The organism is uncultured Sphingomonas sp. (assembly GCF_913062585.1).
Lineage (GTDB): Bacteria > Pseudomonadota > Alphaproteobacteria > Sphingomonadales > Sphingomonadaceae > Sphingomonas.
This window is the reverse complement of sequence record NZ_CAJXWX010000039.1, coordinates 1-16,142: the sequence shown is the minus strand read 5'-3', so window position 1 is coordinate 16,142 and position 16,142 is coordinate 1. Positions and strand designations below refer to the sequence as shown.

The 16,142-nt window shown below is 69.2% G+C and carries 12 protein-coding genes; all 12 read left to right on the top strand.

Translation table 11 applies throughout. The features are described 5' to 3' along the window. Positions 1-430 precede the first annotated feature (430 nt). Complete coding sequence (locus QZ546_RS17295) at positions 431-1,918, top strand: AMP-binding protein (RefSeq protein WP_294240390.1); 1,488 nt, start codon at positions 431-433, stop codon at positions 1,916-1,918. Beyond that, on the top strand, positions 1,915-3,159 hold the full coding sequence (locus tag QZ546_RS17290) for a pyridoxal-dependent decarboxylase, exosortase A system-associated (protein ID WP_294240387.1): 1,245 nt from the start codon (positions 1,915-1,917) through the stop codon (positions 3,157-3,159). The genes QZ546_RS17295 and QZ546_RS17290 overlap by 4 nt, the downstream gene beginning before the upstream one ends. A 95-nt stretch (positions 3,160-3,254) precedes the next feature. Further along, the gene (locus QZ546_RS17285; protein WP_294240384.1) at positions 3,255-3,893 is read left to right on the top strand and encodes an XrtA/PEP-CTERM system exopolysaccharide export protein; all 639 of its coding nucleotides are present in this window, start codon (positions 3,255-3,257) and stop codon (positions 3,891-3,893) included. 11 nt (positions 3,894-3,904) lie between these two features. Then, a complete protein-coding gene (locus tag QZ546_RS17280; RefSeq protein WP_294240382.1) occupies positions 3,905-5,416 on the top strand; it encodes an XrtA system polysaccharide chain length determinant in 1,512 nt (503 codons plus the stop codon). 8 nt (positions 5,417-5,424) lie between these two features. Beyond that, positions 5,425-6,486, top strand: a complete 1,062-nt coding sequence (locus tag QZ546_RS17275) for an AAA family ATPase (RefSeq protein ID WP_294240379.1) — start codon at positions 5,425-5,427, stop codon at positions 6,484-6,486. Then, the gene (locus QZ546_RS17270; protein ID WP_294240376.1) at positions 6,483-8,174 is read left to right on the top strand and encodes a hypothetical protein; all 1,692 of its coding nucleotides are present in this window, start codon (positions 6,483-6,485) and stop codon (positions 8,172-8,174) included. The genes QZ546_RS17275 and QZ546_RS17270 overlap by 4 nt, the downstream gene beginning before the upstream one ends. A 19-nt stretch (positions 8,175-8,193) precedes the next feature. Next, positions 8,194-9,558, top strand: a complete 1,365-nt coding sequence (locus QZ546_RS17265) for an AAA family ATPase (RefSeq protein WP_294240375.1) — start codon at positions 8,194-8,196, stop codon at positions 9,556-9,558. Then, complete coding sequence (locus QZ546_RS17260; RefSeq protein ID WP_294240372.1) at positions 9,548-10,432, top strand: XrtA system polysaccharide deacetylase; 885 nt, start codon at positions 9,548-9,550, stop codon at positions 10,430-10,432. Before QZ546_RS17265 ends, QZ546_RS17260 begins: the two co-directional genes overlap by 11 nt. Then, positions 10,429-11,463, top strand: coding sequence for a FemAB family XrtA/PEP-CTERM system-associated protein (locus tag QZ546_RS17255; RefSeq protein WP_294240371.1), 1,035 nt, complete (start codon positions 10,429-10,431; stop codon positions 11,461-11,463). Before QZ546_RS17260 ends, QZ546_RS17255 begins: the two co-directional genes overlap by 4 nt. 9 nt (positions 11,464-11,472) lie before the next feature. Then, positions 11,473-12,633, top strand: coding sequence for a TIGR03087 family PEP-CTERM/XrtA system glycosyltransferase (locus tag QZ546_RS17250; protein ID WP_294240368.1), 1,161 nt, complete (start codon positions 11,473-11,475; stop codon positions 12,631-12,633). Beyond that, positions 12,630-14,141: an exosortase A gene (gene xrtA, locus QZ546_RS17245; protein ID WP_294240365.1), complete on the top strand. Its 1,512-nt coding sequence runs from the start codon at positions 12,630-12,632 to the stop codon at positions 14,139-14,141. The genes QZ546_RS17250 and xrtA overlap by 4 nt, the downstream gene beginning before the upstream one ends. Positions 14,142-14,148: 7 nt before the next feature. Then, positions 14,149-16,032: an XrtA/PEP-CTERM system amidotransferase gene (locus QZ546_RS17240; protein ID WP_294240360.1), complete on the top strand. Its 1,884-nt coding sequence runs from the start codon at positions 14,149-14,151 to the stop codon at positions 16,030-16,032. The last annotated feature ends 110 nt before the right edge of the window (positions 16,033-16,142 follow it).

Here is a 16,142-nt window from a genome sequence, read left to right as displayed (position 1 = left end):
GCGACCACCGAGATCTACACCTCTCTATTCGTCGGCAGCGTCAGATGTGTATAAGAGACAGGGTTGGGGGAGGGGGCCCGGTCAGTAAATCCGGGCGATCGGTCGCCTCGTGCCGGTCCGGGATTGGGGTGTCGGATTCGAGGGCCCCGCCGGGGACCCAGGCCCTCCCCCGACCCCTCCCGCCTGCGGGAGGGGGGAAGAAATAAGTATGGCGCGGCGTGGGAAGCCCCCTCCCGCAGGCGGGAGGGGGTTGGGGGAGGGGACGCGGTCAGCAACTCCGGGCAGTCGGTCGCCTGGCGCGAGTCCTGGATTGGGGTGCCGGATTCGAGGACACCGCCGGAGACCCAGGCCCTCCCCCAGCCCCTCCCGCTTGCGGGAGGGGGCGCTTGGGGCGCTCGACTTTGTGGCACGCCCCCCTGTAGATGACCCGATGACCCTCGATCCGACCGCTTATCCGATCGACCATGTTCTGCGCGGGGCGGCGGACGCTCCGGCGCTGCTCGATCGCGAGGGCGGTTTGACCTATGCGCAGACCGAGGAGGCGGTGGCGCGGCTGGCCGGGTGGCTCGCGGCGCAGCGTTTCGCGCCCGGCGCGCGGGTCGCGACATGGTTGCCCAAGACCCGTATCGCCGCGTTGATGCCGCTCGCCGCGCCGCGTGCGGGGCTGGTGCATGTGCCGGTCAATCCGCTGCTCAAGCGCGCACAGGTCGCGCATATCCTGGCGGACAGCGGCGCTTCGATGCTGCTGACCCATCCCCCACGCGCTGCGACGCTAGAGGAGGGGGACGTGCCCCACGACGTGGCCCTGACCGTCGAGGCGGGGCAGGGCGATCCGCTGCCCCGGTCGGCGGTGGATACGGATGCGCTGGCGGCGATCCTCTATACATCGGGATCGACCGGCCGCCCCAAGGGGGTGATGCTGAGCCACGCCAATCTCTGGTACGGCGCGGTGGCGGTGGCGGCCTATCTGAAGCTGGCGCCCGACGACCGCGTGTTGGGCGTGCTGCCCTTCAGCTTCGATTATGGGCAGAACCAGCTTCTCTCGACCTGGGTCGCGGGGGGCGCGGTCGCGCCGCTCGATTATCTGACCCCGCGCGATGTGGTGAAGGCGGTGGTCCGGCACGGCGCGACGACGCTGGCGGGGGTCCCGCCGCTCTGGACGCAGCTGCTGGGTGCGGACTGGCCGCCCGAAGCGGTCGCCTCGATCCGGCGACTGACCAATTCGGGGGGCGCGCTGACGCCGAGGCTGGTCCGGGGGTTGCGGGCCTTGTTTCCGGCCGCGGACCTCTACGCCATGTACGGTCTGACCGAGGCGTTCCGTTCGACCTATCTCGATCCCGCGCTGATCGACGCGAATCCCGACGCCATCGGCCGCGCCATTCCCTTTGCCGAGGTGATGGTGCTGCGCCCCGACGGCAGCCGCGCCGGGCCGGGGGAGCCGGGCGAGCTGGTCCATGCCGGACCGCTGGTCGCGCAGGGCTATTGGCGCGATGCCGAGCGGACCGCGCAGCGCTTCCGCCCCGCGCCAGGGCATGAGCGGGCGGTCTGGTCGGGCGATACGGTGGTCGAGGGCGCGGACGGACTGCTGCGCTTCGTCGGCCGCGATGACGAGATGATCAAGGTCGCGGGCAACCGCATCAGCCCGCAGGAGATCGAAGAGGCCGTGCTCTCCGGCGGCGAGGCGCGCGAGGCGGTCGCCTTCGGCATTGCGGACGAGGGGCAGGGGCAGGCGATCGTCCTGATCCTGGCGGGCGATCCGGCCCGCGAGCCGGACCTGCGGGCCCGCTTGAAGCGCGACCTGCCCAATTTCATGCAGCCCGCGCGCGTGGACTGGCGCGAGGAATTGCCGCGCAACGCCAATGGCAAGCTGGACCGCGCCGCGCTGCGCCGGGTGCTGGCCGACAAGGATGTGACATGACCAAGCCGATGGGCCCGATCCCGCCCGAATATGCCGGACAGCGGGGCGCGCTGACGATCGCAGGGCGGAGCGCGGCCGATTGGATGGACGGCCGCGACGGGCCGCTGTTCGTCTATGATCCCGCCATCTTGGCGGCGCGCGTGGCGCGGTTTCGCGCGGCCTTTCCGTCGATCGACCTTCATTATGCGATCAAGGCCAATCCCTTCGTGCCCCTGTTGGGCGTCATGGCGGGACTGGTCGACGGCTTCGACGTCGCCTCGGCGGGGGAATTGGCCAAGGTCATCGGGCTGAGCAAACCGGTCAGTTTTGCGGGGCCCGGCAAGCGCGATGCGGAACTGACCGCCGCGATCGAGGCGGGCGTCACGATCAACCTGGAGTCGGAGGGCGAGGCGACCCGCGCGCTCGCCATCGCCGAACGGCTGGGTCGGACGCCGCGCCTCGCGGTGCGGGTGAACCCCGATGTCGAGCTGCGCGGATCGGGGATGAAAATGGGCGGACGGCCATCGCCCTTCGGCATCGACGCCGAGCGCGTGCCCGCGCTGGTCCGCCAGCTGATCGCGGCGGAGGCGGACTGGCGCGGCTTTCATATCTATGCGGGCAGCCAGGCGCTCGACCCGCAGGCGATCATCGACACGCAGGCCGCCACCATCGCGCTTGCCGCGCGACTGGCCGAAGAGGTCGGTCATGCGCCGCCGCTGGTCAATCTGGGCGGCGGGTTCGGCGTGCCCTATTTCGCGGGCGACAAGGCGCTGGACATCGAGACGGTGGGCGCGGCGCTCGAACGTGCCCTTGTCGAGCGCCCGGCGATCCTCACCGACAGCCATTTCGCGATCGAACTTGGCCGCTGGCTGGTCGCGGAGGCGGGCGTCTATCTGGCGCGGGTGATTGACCGGAAGGACAGCGGGGGCGAGCGTTTCCTGATCCTCGACGGCGGGCTAAACCATCAACTGGCGGCGAGCGGCAATTTCGGCACGGTCGTGCGGCGCAACTATCCGCTGGCACTGGCGCATGCGATGGGCGCGCACGCGATGGGGGCGGAGGCGGTGGAGACGGTGTCGGTGGTGGGGCCGCTCTGCACGCCGCTGGACCGGCTGGGCGACCGGGTCGCGCTGCCCCCCGCCGCGCCGGGCGATATCGTCGCGATCTTCCTCGCGGGCGCCTATGGCGCCACGGCCAGCCCGGCGGCGTTTCTGGGCCATCCCCCCGCCGATGAAGTTCTGGGCGAGGGCGGGCCAGCATAACGCTATGTTCACCTCTTGGGCGGCATAACGACGATGCGCAATTTGCCTTTTGTCTCCGTATCCTGGGGGGCGACGGGCTCAGGAGATTCGTTCGCATGGCATCGTTCGCCCGCCCTCTCTTGCTCGCAGGCCTCATCGCCTCGACGCTGACCGCCTGTTCGACCGGCCCGGCCAAGCCCGAACTGCCCTCGGCCGGCTTCGTCGCGCGCAAGGAGCAGCCGGGCGAGGAATATGTCATCGGCCCGCTCGACACACTCAACATCTTCGTCTGGCGCAATCCCGACCTGTCGACCAAGGTGCAGGTGCGTCCCGACGGCCGGATCACCACGCCGCTGGTCAACGACATGCCCGCCGTCGGCAAGACGCCCGCGATGTTGGCCGACGACATGAAGAAGGCGCTGTCGGAATATGTCTCCAACCCGATCGTGTCGGTGATCGTCGAGAATTTCTCCGGCACCTATAGCCAGCAGGTGCGCATCGTCGGTGCGACCGAGCGGCCCGCCAACATCCCCTACCGCGCCAACATGACGCTGCTCGACGCGATGATCGCGGTGGGCGGGCTCAACCAGTTCGCAGCGGGCAACAAGGCCAAGCTGGTCCGCACCGATCGCGATACCGGCAAGCAGCGCGAATATGCGCTCCAGATCAACGATCTGCTGCGCAAGGGCGATTCGTCGGCCAATGTCCGGCTGGAGCCGGGCGACGTCATCATCATCCCCGAATCGATGTTCTGAGGCGCGCCGGGGTGTCGAGCATTCAGGACGAGATCCGGATCGCGATCCACGCCATATGGATCCGGCGCTGGCTGGCGCTGGTGGTGGCGTGGACGGTGTGCATCCTGGGCTGGCTGTTCGTCGCCCAGATCCCCAGCAAATATGAATCGCGCGCGCGCATCGCGGTCCAGAATACACAGATCCTGCCCGACGGCATGGCCGCCGGTGCGGGCGGATCGTCCAGCTCGGTCGACCAGGTGCGCCAGACGCTGATCTCGGCGATCAACCTGCAAAAGGTGGTGCGCGGCACCGACTTGGCCAGTACCGTGTCGAACGACGCCGATGTCGCCGCGCGCGTCGCGCAGCTGGCCCAGGCGATCAAGATCGAGAACCAGCAGGACACGATCTTCCAGCTGACCGTCACCCAATCGAGCCCCAAGCTGGCGCAGCAGGTGGCGCAGAAGCTGATCGACATCTTCGTCGAATCCAACCTGTCGGGCGATCGCAACAACACGAACCAGAGCCTGACCTTCCTCGACAAGCAGCTGAACGACCGCCAGAAACAGCTGCAGATCGCCGAGGCCAAGCGCGCCCAGTATCAGAACCAGTTCATGGGCGGCCTGCCCGGCAGCGGATCGGTCGCCGACCGGATCGGCCTGGCCCGCTCGCAAATGGCGCAGGTGGACAGCGACCTGGCCGCCGCCCAGTCGAGTGTCGCGGCGGTGCAGGGCCAGCTGGCGGGCACGCCGCGTACCGTCAGCGAAGGCGGCGGCATCGCCGTCAGTCCGGCGCGCGCGCGCCTGGCGGCGATCCAGGGCCAGCTCGCCGATGCCCGTGCGCGCGGCTATACCGAGAACCACCCCGACGTCATCGCATTGAAGAGCCAGCTGGCGGCGGCCCAGGCGGCGGTGAAGGCCGAACCCGCCGGGGGCGGTGTCGGGGGACAACCCAATCCGCTCTACATGTCGCTCCAGTCGATGGCGGCGGAGAAACAGTCGCAACTCGCCAGCCTGAAGATGCGCAAGAGCCAGTTGCAGAACGATCTCGACCGGCTGAACGCCAGTCTCGCCACCGATCCCGAAGCGGCGGCGCAGCAGGGGGCGATCGACCGGGATTACCAGGTGCTCAAGGACAGCTACGACCAACTGCTTCGCCAGCGCGAGCAGGTCGCCCTGCGCGGACAGGCGCAGAACCAGACCGACTCGATGCGTTTCAGCGTGATCGACCCGCCCACCTATCCGCGTGCACCCTCCGCACCCAATAGGATGCTCCTGCTGACCGGCGTGTTCCTGGCGGGGCTGGGCCTGGGCGTCGGGTCGGCCTTTGCGCTCTCCAAGCTGCGCCAGACCTTCACCACGCCCCAGTCGTTGCAGCGCACGATGGGCCTGCCGGTGATCGGTTCGATCGGGGAGGTCGTGACGCGCGGACAGGCGGCGACCCGTACGCAGCGGCTGAAACTGTTCCTTGGCGGGACGGCGGCCCTGGGCGCGGCCTATGGGATGGTCGTCGCGATCGAGCTATTGCAACGGGGAATGGCCGCGTGAACAGGAGCGTGAAACCCCCTAAACCCCGTCGGGAACCGTCGCTGCTCGAACGTGCGGCGAACGTGTACGACTTCCAGTCCTATACGCGTGGACCGGAAGACGTCGCACCTGCGCCTGCGCCTGAGGAGCCGGTCGCCGAGCGCCCGCGCCGATGGACGCCGCCGCCCGCGCCGCCACGGCCCGATGCCTTCGCGCCCGCCGAACCGACGCTGGCGCCCGCTCTGGACGCGGAACCACCCGCCTCGCTCAGCGCCATTCCGGCTGAATTCCTGGCCTCGGCCGACGACGACGCGTTTCTGGCGAGCGAGTATGATCCGGGCCAGTCCGATGTCGCGCGGGTGGACCGGGCGATGCTGGCGGAAAACGGCATGATCGTGCCCGGCGCGCCGATCGGGCCGCTGGCCGAGGAGTTCCGGCTGGTCAAGCGACAGCTGATCATCACCAGCCAGCGGCTGGTCGCGGGCGGTGACGAGGACAAGGCGCGGGTCGTGCTGGTCTGTTCGGCGCGACCGCAGGACGGCAAGACCTTCTGTTCGGTCAACCTGGCGCTGTCGATGGCGGCCGAGCGCGATACCGAGGTGCTGCTGGTCGATGCCGATGTCGCCAAGCCCGACGTTCTGGGCCGCCTGGGCCTGAACGAGGGGCCGGGGCTGCTCGACGCGCTGGACGATGCCAGCATCGACGTGGAGTCGCTGGTGATGCCGACCGACGTCCCGCATCTGTCGGTCCTGCCCTGCGGCACGAAGACGGCGAGCGATACCGAGCTGCTGGCCTCCGCGCGCACCCGCGATGTGTTGCAGCGGCTATTGTCCGCCAATCCCCGCCGTCTGGTCATCTTCGATTCGCCGCCCGCGCTCGCGGCCTCGTCCGCCTCGGTCCTCGCCATGCTGGCGGGGCAGGTGATGATGGTGGTCCGCGCCGACCGCACGCCCGAAAGCGAAGTCTCGGCCGCGATCGCGCTGCTCGATGCGTGCGAGCATATCCAGCTGGTCCTGAACAGCGTCGCCTTCGTGCCAGGCAGCCGCCGGTTCGGCTATTATGGCGGTTACGGCAAGGACCCGGGCAAATGACGATGGGGCGGCCCGTCCTGATCGGCGCCGCCTGGGCGCTGGCGGCGTGGCCGTCGGCGCTGGGTGCACAGGCGCTGGGCGGTGCCAGCTCGGCGCCGGCGCCGACACAGCCCGTCGCCGCGCAGGATAGCAATCCCACCGCGCCAGCGGGCCAGCCGCGCGCCCGGATCAGCCCCTATGTCGAGGTCGGGCAGATCCTGAACGCCGATCTGAACAGCGGCGATGCGGTCACCTACACCACGCTGGCCGCGGGCGTGAACGCGCAGGTGCAGACCGCGCGGGCGCAGGGGCAGATCAGCTATCGCTACGAGCACCGCATCGGCTGGGGCGACCGGGCGGGGAGCGGCGACATCCATAGCGGCCTGGCGCGTGGCTCTTACCGCGTGACGCCCGAACTTACGATCGACGGCGGCGCGCTGGCGACGCGGGCGCGTGCGGACATTCGCGGCGCGGCGCCGGGCGTCCTGGTCGGCAATGTCGGCAACATCTCGCAGGTCTATACGGCCTATGTCGGCCCTTCGCTGACGACGAATGCGGGGCCGGTGCAGATCGGCGCGAATTACCGACTGGGCTATACCCGGGCGGAGACGCCGGGTTATGGCGGGCTGGCGGCCGGTCAGCCGCGCCTGGACTATTTCAGCGACAGCGTGAACCAGGTCGCTTCGGTCGGCGCGACCGCGCGGCCGGGTGCGATCCTGCCGGTCGGCGTGTCGCTGAACACCGCCTATAACCGCGACGATGCGGGACAGTTGTCGCAGCGTTACGAGGGCTGGTTCGTGCGCGGCGACGTGCTCAAGCCCATCTCGCCTTACGTCGCGCTGACCGCCGGGGTGGGGTATGAAAAGATCGAGTCGAGCCAGCGCGATGCCAAGCTCGACGCGAATGGCCGCCCCGTCTTCGACGATCGCGGCCGCTTCGTCACCGATCCCAATGGCCAGCGCCGCATCGCCTATCATACCGAAGGCGTCTATTACGACGCGGGCGTAATCTGGCGGCCCAATCGCCGGACCTCGGTGGAGGGGCATGTCGGCGAGCGTTACGGTTCGTTCAGCGTGACCGGGCGCGCGCGCTATCAGGCGTCGCGCAGCATCGTGCTGCAGGCGTCGCTCTACGACGGTGTCCAGACCTTCGGTCGCCAGCTCAACAACGGGCTGTCCAACCTGCCGACCAATTTCGTCGAGACGCGCGACGCCTTTGGGCAGCAATTCAACGGGTGCGTCTTTTCGGCCAGCGGCACGACGCCGGGCGGATGCCTGAACGATGTGCTGCAATCGGTCCAGACCTCGGTCTATCGCGCGCGGGGTGTGGATGCGACGATGACCGTCTCGCAGGGACGCACCACACTGGGCTTCGGGCTGGGCTATTCCAACCGGCGGCTCTTTGCGCCCGACACGGCGCCCGGCATCATCGTCTATGGCGCCGAGGACGAAAGCTATTACGCGCAGATTTTCCTGGGGAAAGCGTTCGGTCCGAATTCGGGGCTTAACGTGAATGGCTTCGTTAACTATTATGCCTCTAGGCTGGCGGGTGCCGAGGACGTGGTGTCGCTGGGAACGACCGCCAGCTATTACCGCAACTTCGGTCGGCTCGGAACAACCGCGTCGGTTGGATTGTACCACTATTCGGTCGGGGACCTGAGCAACGCGCTGTCGGCGCAGGCCCTGGTCGCCGCGCGGTACCAATTCTGACCGGCCGAAAGGCACGATAATGTACGAGACCCATTTCGGTCTGGGCGAACGCCCGTTTCAACTGACGCCGGACCCGCGTTTCTGGTTCCAGACGGCCACGCATGGCAAGGCGATGGCCTATCTGGGCTATGGCCTGGCGCAGGGCGAGGGCTTCATCGTCATCACCGGCGATGTCGGTGCGGGCAAGACGACGTTGGTCGGCCATCTGGTCGAGACGCTCGACACGCGTCGCCTGCGCGTCCTGCATATCGTGTCGACCGCGATCGAGCCGCATGACCTGCTGCGCGTCGTGGCGGGGCAGCTCGGCGTCGATGCGCAGGGCCTGACCAAGGCCGCGCTGCTCGGCGCGATCGAGCGGGCGCTGCACGGCGTCGCGCGTGATGGCCGCCGCATCCTGCTGATCGTCGACGAGGCGCAGGCGCTGCCGCTCGCCTCGCTCGAGGAACTGCGGATGTTGTCCAACTTCCAGGCGGGGGGCCATGCGCTGCTCCAGATCCTGCTGGTCGGGCAGCCCGAATTTCGCGAGCGCCTGCTGGGCTCGGCCGCTGTCGAGCAGCTGCGCCAGCGCATCATCGCCATCCATCACCTCGACCCGATGGATCCCGAGGAGGTTCCCGATTACATCGCGCACCGCCTGGCCGTTGCCGGCTGGACGGGCCGCCCCGATTTCGCCGCCGATGCCTTTGACGCGCTCTATGCCGCATCGGGGGGCGTGCCGCGCCGCCTGAACGTGCTGGCGGGCCGTGTCCTGCTGCAGGCCGCGATCGAAGGCGTCGAACTGATCGGTCAGGCGACGGTCGAAAGCGTCGCCGCCGACATGGCCGCGGATATGGGCGGCGACAGGACGGCGGACCATGCCCAGCCGGCACCCGCCGCCGTTCCCACGCAGCCTGCTCCCCCCGAAACCCCGGTCGCACTGGGCAACGGTTCGTTTTTCGGTGCCGGTACGCTTGGCGCCGCGACGTTCCCGATGGGCGGCACGCTGCGCTCTGGGGTGAATGGCCATGCCGCGCCCGCGCCGGGCCAGCCTGCCCATCCGATCACCCATACCCGTATCACACCGGGGGCGGAGACGCCGCGTGGCACGCATCGTGTCGTCGCGCCGCCGCCAGCGCCCGAGCCCGTGTCGCTGCGCCCGATCCCCGCGCCCGCGCCGGCACAGCCGCCGGTACAGGAAAAGCCGACCCCGGCATCGTCCACCGCCGCACTGGAGGACCGGGTCGCGCAACTCGAGGCGCGGCTGGAACAGCAGGAGACGGCGCTGCGCCGGGTCCTGACGCTGTTGGTCGACTGGACCGAGATCGACAATCGCGATGGACGCAGCGAGGCCCGCCGCGACGCCGCCGCCACGATCCGACCGGGGGCGTGGGGCCATGCCGCCTGAGCCCCTGGCGGGCGAGGGATCGCAGCGGCCGCGACCGATCAACGGCATGTCGGTCGATGTCGAGGAATGGTTTCAGGTCGGCGCGTTCGAGCGTACGATCGACAAGAGCGACTGGGACCGGCTGGACAGCCGGGTCGAGGCCAATACCGATGCCGTCCTGGCGCTGTTCGCAGAGACGGGCACGCGCGCGACCTTCTTCACGCTCGGCTGGGTCGCGCATCGCCATCCCGGCCTGATCCGTCGTATCGTCGATGCGGGCCATGAGATGGCGAGCCATGGCTGGGACCATCAGCGCGTCTTCACCATGACGGCCGACCAGTTTCGCGCCGACCTGGCTCGTGCCAAGGCGGCGATCGAGGATGCGGGCGGGCAGGCGGTGACCGGCTATCGCGCGCCGAGTTTCTCGATCGACCGACGGACGCCATGGGCGCATCCGGTACTGGCCGAGGCGGGCTATCGCTATTCCTCCAGCGTCGCGCCGCTGCGCCACGACCATTATGGCTGGGCGGAGTCGCCGCGTTACGCTTGGCGGCCGCTCGCCGATGCCGGGCTGATCGAATTGCCGGTCACGGTGGCGCAGTTCGGGGCGCGGCGTCTGGCGACCGGCGGCGGCTTCTTCCGGATGCTGCCCGCCCGGCTGACCGATATCGCGGTCGGGCAGGTCCAGCGCGACGCGCATGGCGCGATCTTCTATTTCCACCCCTGGGAGGTCGATCCCGACCAGCCGCGCATCCGCAATGCGCCCCTGCGCTCGCGCGTGCGGCATTATAGCCGGTTGGGCGCGATGGCGGGCAAGCTGCGCGGTCTGCTGACCCGTCACGATTGGGGCCGTGTCGACCAGCTCGCAGCCGAGGAAGCGGCGCGGCTGGCATGACCGCGCCGGCGCCGACGATCCGCGTCGCCGATCTGGCGCGCGCCGAGGACTGCGCGCGGATCGACGCCTTTGTCGACGCCCAGCCGGGGACCACGCCTTTCCACCGTACCGGCTGGCTGCTGGCGGGGGCGGACGGTTGCGGCCAGCGCGCGCATTATCTGGTCGCGGAGCGGGACGGCGCGATTATCGGCGTGTTGCCGCTCAGCGATATCCGCTCGCCGCTGTTCGGTGCGGCGATGGTGTCGACCGGCTTCGGCGTCGATGGCGGCGTGCTGGGCGACGGGGTGGCGCCCCTCGCCGAAGCGGCCTGGGCGCTGGCGGGCGATAAGGGGATCGAGTCGGTCGAGTTGCGCGGCGGGCCGGTGCCCGATGGCTGGACGCCGGATGCCGACAGCTATCTGGGTTTCGTGCGGACCATCGCGGCGGATGACGAGGCCGAGATGAAGGCCATCCCCCGCAAGCAGCGGGCTGAGCTTCGCAAGGCGCTGGCGCAGGATCTGGAGGTCGTTACGGGCCGCGATCCCAAGATGCTGGCGGAGCATTATCGCATCTACGCCGAATCCGTGCGCAACCTCGGCACCCCCGTCTTTCCGGCGCGGCTGTTCCGCGAGGCCATGGCGCGGCTGGACGCCGACATCCTGACCGTGCGGGCCAATGGCCGCGCGGTGGCGAGCGTGCTGAGCCTCTATCATGGCGGCGTCGTCTATCCCTATTGGGGCGGGGGCACGCATGAGGCGCGGGGACTGCGCGCCAACGACCTCATGTATTTCGCGCTGATGCGCCACGCCCGGTCGCGGGGCTGTCACAGCTTCGACTTCGGCCGGTCCAAGGTCGGCACCGGCGCAGCGGCGTTCAAGAAGAATTGGGGCTTCGAGGGGCGTCCGCTCGTCTATGCCAGCCGCAGCGTCCATGGCCCGCGCACGATCAATCCGCTCAATCCCAAATATGCAATGATGATCGCGGTGTGGAAGCGCCTGCCGGTCTGGGCGGCGCGATTGGCCGGACCGCCGATCGCACGCGGTCTGGGGTGAGAGGCGGGGGTGAGAGACCTCCTGTTCATGGCGCATCGCGCGCCGTTCCCGCCCGATCGCGGCGACAAGATCCGCAGCTACCACGTCCTGCGCCATCTGATGCGCGACTGGCGTGTCCATCTTTGCGCCTTTGCCGAGCAGGACAGCGAGGAGCAGGTGCCGCCGGACCTTGCCCGGGGGCTGGCCAGTCATCGCATCGTCCGCCGGACCAGGTCGATGCCGGTCGCGGCGGCCGAGGCGCTGGCAACGGGCAAGCCGATCTCGCTGACCGCCTTCGCGCATCCGGCCATGCGGGGGGCGGTGGCCGACGTCCGCGCGCGCCATGCCGTCGCGGCCACCTATGTCTTTTCGGGGCAGATGGCGCAGTATCGCGGCCACGAGCCGACCATCATGGATATGGTCGATGTCGACTCCGCCAAATTCGCCAGCCTCGGGCGCATGGCGGCCTGGCCGATGCGCGCCGTTTACGCGCGGGAAGCCCGGCTGCTCGGGGCCTATGAGCGTCGGGTCGCCCGCTCGGTCGCCGCGACCCTGTTCGTCAGCGAGGTGGAGGCCGCGCTGTTTCGTGAAGGGGGCGGCGGAGGTCGCATCATCGCGGTCGAGAACGGTATCGACGCTGGCCGTTACGATCCCGCCGCCTTTGACGGGCCGGGCGATGACGGACCGCTGATCGTATTCGCCGGGCAGATGGACTATCGCCCCAATATCGACGCGGTCACACGCTTTGCCGAACATATCCTGCCGCTGGTCCGCCAGGTCCGCCCCGACGCCCGCTTCGCCATTGTCGGTCGCGCGCCGACGGCGGCGGTGCGGCGGCTGGCGGGCGAGGCAGTGATCGTGACGGGCGAGGTACCGGATACGCGGAGCTGGCTGGCCCGCGCCGCCGTCTGCGTCGCGCCGCTCGATCTGGCGCGGGGTATCCAGAACAAGCTGCTCGAGGCGATGGCGATGGCGCGGCCCATCGTCGCGTCGGTTGCGGCGGCGGAAGGGATCGACCATGGCGGCACGATCGCCGTGGCGGGCGACGACCGGGATTTCGCCGACCGGGTGATCGCGGCGCTGAACGGCCCCGCCGTCAACCCTCAAGCGCGCGCGCGGGTGCTGGCGCGCTATGATTGGGCGGCACGGCTGGCGCCGCTCGACCTGTTGCTGAAGGATATCGCATCGTGAGTATATCGGGGGCGGGTGGCATGAAGCCGGGGCGCTGGACCTGGCATCTGGCGCTGCTGGCGGCGGCGGCGCTGCTGGTCCTTTGGTTGTTCCGGGCCGATACCACGCATCTGGTCGATATCTGGTGGACCAGCACGACCTATGGCCATTGCCTGTTCATCGGCCCGGTCGTCGGCTGGCTGGTGTGGCAGCGCCGCGCCGAGCTGTCGCAGTTGACTCCGACCGCTTGGTGGCCGGGGCTGATCCTGGTCGCCGGTGGCGGCTTTCTATGGCTACTGGGCGACGCGGCGACGGTCTCGCTGATCCGCCAGCTGGGGCTGGTGGCCACGCTGGAGGGGCTGGTCGTCACGCTGCTCGGCCCCATGGTCGCGCGCGGCCTGCTCTTTCCGCTCGGCTATGCCTGGTTCCTGGTGCCCTTCGGTGCGGAGCTGGAGAAGCCGCTCCAGCAGATCACCGTGTCGATCGTCATGCCGCTGCTCGACTGGACTGGCATTCCCGCCTCGGCCGATGGCGTGCTGATCCATGCCGGGCGCTATTGGTTCGAGGTGGCGGAGGCCTGTTCGGGGTCGAAATTCGTCCTCGCCATGGTCGCCTTCGCCACTTTGGTCGCCAATCTGTGTTTCCGTTCGCCCTGGCGGCGGGCGGTGTTCATGATCGTGTCGCTGATCGTGCCGGTGATCGCCAACGGCATCCGCGCCTGGGGCACGATCTTCGCCGCCGACAAGACCTCGATCGAGGTGGCGGGCGGGTTCGACCATATCGTCTTCGGCTGGGTCTTCTTCGCGTTGGTGATGGCGGCGGTGCTGGCGATTGGATGGCGCTATTTCGACCGCTCGCCCGACGATCCCGCCTTCGATCCGGCGCGGTTGCAGGCCATGCCGGGCCGCCGGATCGACCCGCTGCTGGCGGCGATGCTGGCGGTGGCGATTACCGCGATCTTCCCCAGCTGGAGCGGTTTCGCCGCGAACCGCGCCGCGTGGCTGCCGACGCGACTGGTCCTGCCGCAAGTGCCGGGATGGACGATGGTGCCGACGCAAAGCATCTGGCGACCCGATTATCCGGGCGCGGATGCGGTGTTGCAACAGGCTTACCGCGATGCCGAAGGACATCAGGTCGACCTGGCGGTGGCGGTGTTTTCGCGTCAGCGTGAGGGCGGCAAGCTGGGGGCGTTCGGCACGGGGGTGATCCATGGCGCCGATCGGTGGCTGCGCGTCGCCGATCTCGGCCGGGTCGCGGGCGGCGACACCATGCGGATCATGGCGACCGGCCCCGATGGCCAGAGCCAGAACCGCGACGTTGCGACCTGGTACCGGATCGGCGATACGCTGACCCCGGATATGCGACGCGTGAAGATCGAGACGATGAAGGCCCGGCTGCTGGGGCAGCGCCAGATGGCGGTCGCCGTGCATGTGGCGAGCGAAGGTGACGACCCCCGCGCGATCGAGGCCTTTGTCCGCGCGCTCGGCCCCGTCGACCTGTTCGCCGATCACCTGACCGGGCAGCGCTGACCCGACCATGTGCGGCATCGCCGGTCTCTTCCATCCCGCCACGCCCAAGCCGGTCGATCCCGCCCGACTGCGCGTGATGATCGCGGTCCAGGCGCATCGCGGGCCGGATGGTCAGGGGATATGGACCGCGCCCGGCGTGGGCTTCGCCCATGCCCGCCTGTCGATCATCGACGTCGACGGATCGCCCCAGCCGATGGTGGAGGGCGAGGTCGCGGTCTGCTTCAACGGCGAAATCTATAATTATCGCGATCTGCGCGCCGAATTGCAGGCCAAGGGGGCGGTCTTCCGTACCGATGGCGATACCGAGGTGCTGCTGCACGGCTGGCGCCATTGGGGCCCGGCGATGCTCGACCGGCTGGTCGGCATGTTCGCCTTCGCCATCCACGATGCGAAGGCGGGCGCGCTGTTCCTGGCGCGTGACCGGCTGGGCGTGAAACCGCTCCACTGGACCGAACTGCCCGATGGCGCGGTCGCCTTCGCCTCCGAGATGAAGGGCGTGCTGGCCCATCCGCTGTTCCGCCGCCGCCCGGACATCCGCGCGGTCGAGGATTATCTGGCGCTGGGTTATGTGCCCGACGATGCCAGCATCATGGGCGGCATCCACAAGCTGGCCGCGGGCCATTTCCTGCTGATCGAGCGGGGGCGGCCGGTGCCCCAGCCGCGCCGCTGGTGGGATGTCGACTTCTCCGACCGGGAGAGCGGCTCGGCAGCGCAGCTGGGCGAGGGGCTGCTGGCGCGGATGCGTGAGGGCGTGACCAGCCGGATGGTCGCCGACGTGCCGCTGGGCGCGTTCCTGTCGGGCGGGGTCGACAGCTCAGGCGTCGTCGCGCTGATGGCAGAGGCGTCCCCGCGCGCCGTGCGCACCTGCACCATCGGTTTCGAGGAAGCCGGCCATGACGAGCGCAGCTATGCCCGGACCATCGCACAGCGCTTTGCGACGGATCATGTCGAGCGGGTCGTGCGGGCCGACGACTTCTCGCTGATCGACACGCTGGTCGGGCATTTCGACGAGCCGTTCGCCGATGCTTCCGCACTGGCCACCTATCGGCTGTGCCAGCTGGCGCGCGAGCATGTGACGGTCGCGCTGGCGGGGGACGGCGCGGACGAGGCGATAGCGGGCTATCGTCGTCATGTCTTCTATGCGGGCGAGGAACGGGTGCGGGCGCTGTTCCCGGCCGATCTTCGCGGCCGGATGTTCGGGACGCTGGGTCGCCTCTATCCGAAGGCGGACTGGGCGCCGCGTCCCCTGCGCGCCAAGACGACGCTGCTGGCGCTGGGGATGGACGGGGCGGAGGCTTATGCGCGGGCGGTCGGCGTGACCGGGCCGGACCTGCGCGCGCGTCTTCTCTCGCCCGAGGCGCGGGCGGCGCTGGGCGGCCACCGCGCCGAGGATCGCTACATCGCCGCGATGCGCGACGCGCCCGCGCGCGATGCGATCGACCGCGCGCAATATGCCGACATGAAGATCTGGCTGCCCGGCGACATCCTGACCAAGACCGATCGCATGTCGATGGCGGTCGGCTTGGAGGCGCGCGAGCCTTTGCTCGACCACCGGCTGGTCGAATATGCCGCGAAGCTGCCTGCCGCGATGCGGGTGCGGGGCGGGCAGGGCAAGTGGCTGATGAAGAAGGCGCTGGAGCCTTACCTGCCGCGCGACATCCTCTATCGCCCGAAAATGGGCTTCGTCACGCCGATCGCTGCCTGGTTCCGCGGCGCGCTGGCCGATGAGGCCGCGCGGCTGGAGCATTCGGGAATGCTGCGCGAGACGGGGTGGTTCCAGCTGGCCGAACTGGGTCGGATCGCCGCCGACCATCGGGCGGGCCGCGCCGATCATGGGCGGACGCTATGGCAGATGCTGATGCTGGAGCGGAGCCTGAAACGGTTGTTCTAAAGGGCTATCCCCCCCTCCGTTCGCACTGAGCGAAGTCGAAGTGCACGCCCCGGCGGCGGCCGTCGAGCGTGGCCTTCGACTTCGCTCAGGCCTGTCTCTTATACACATCT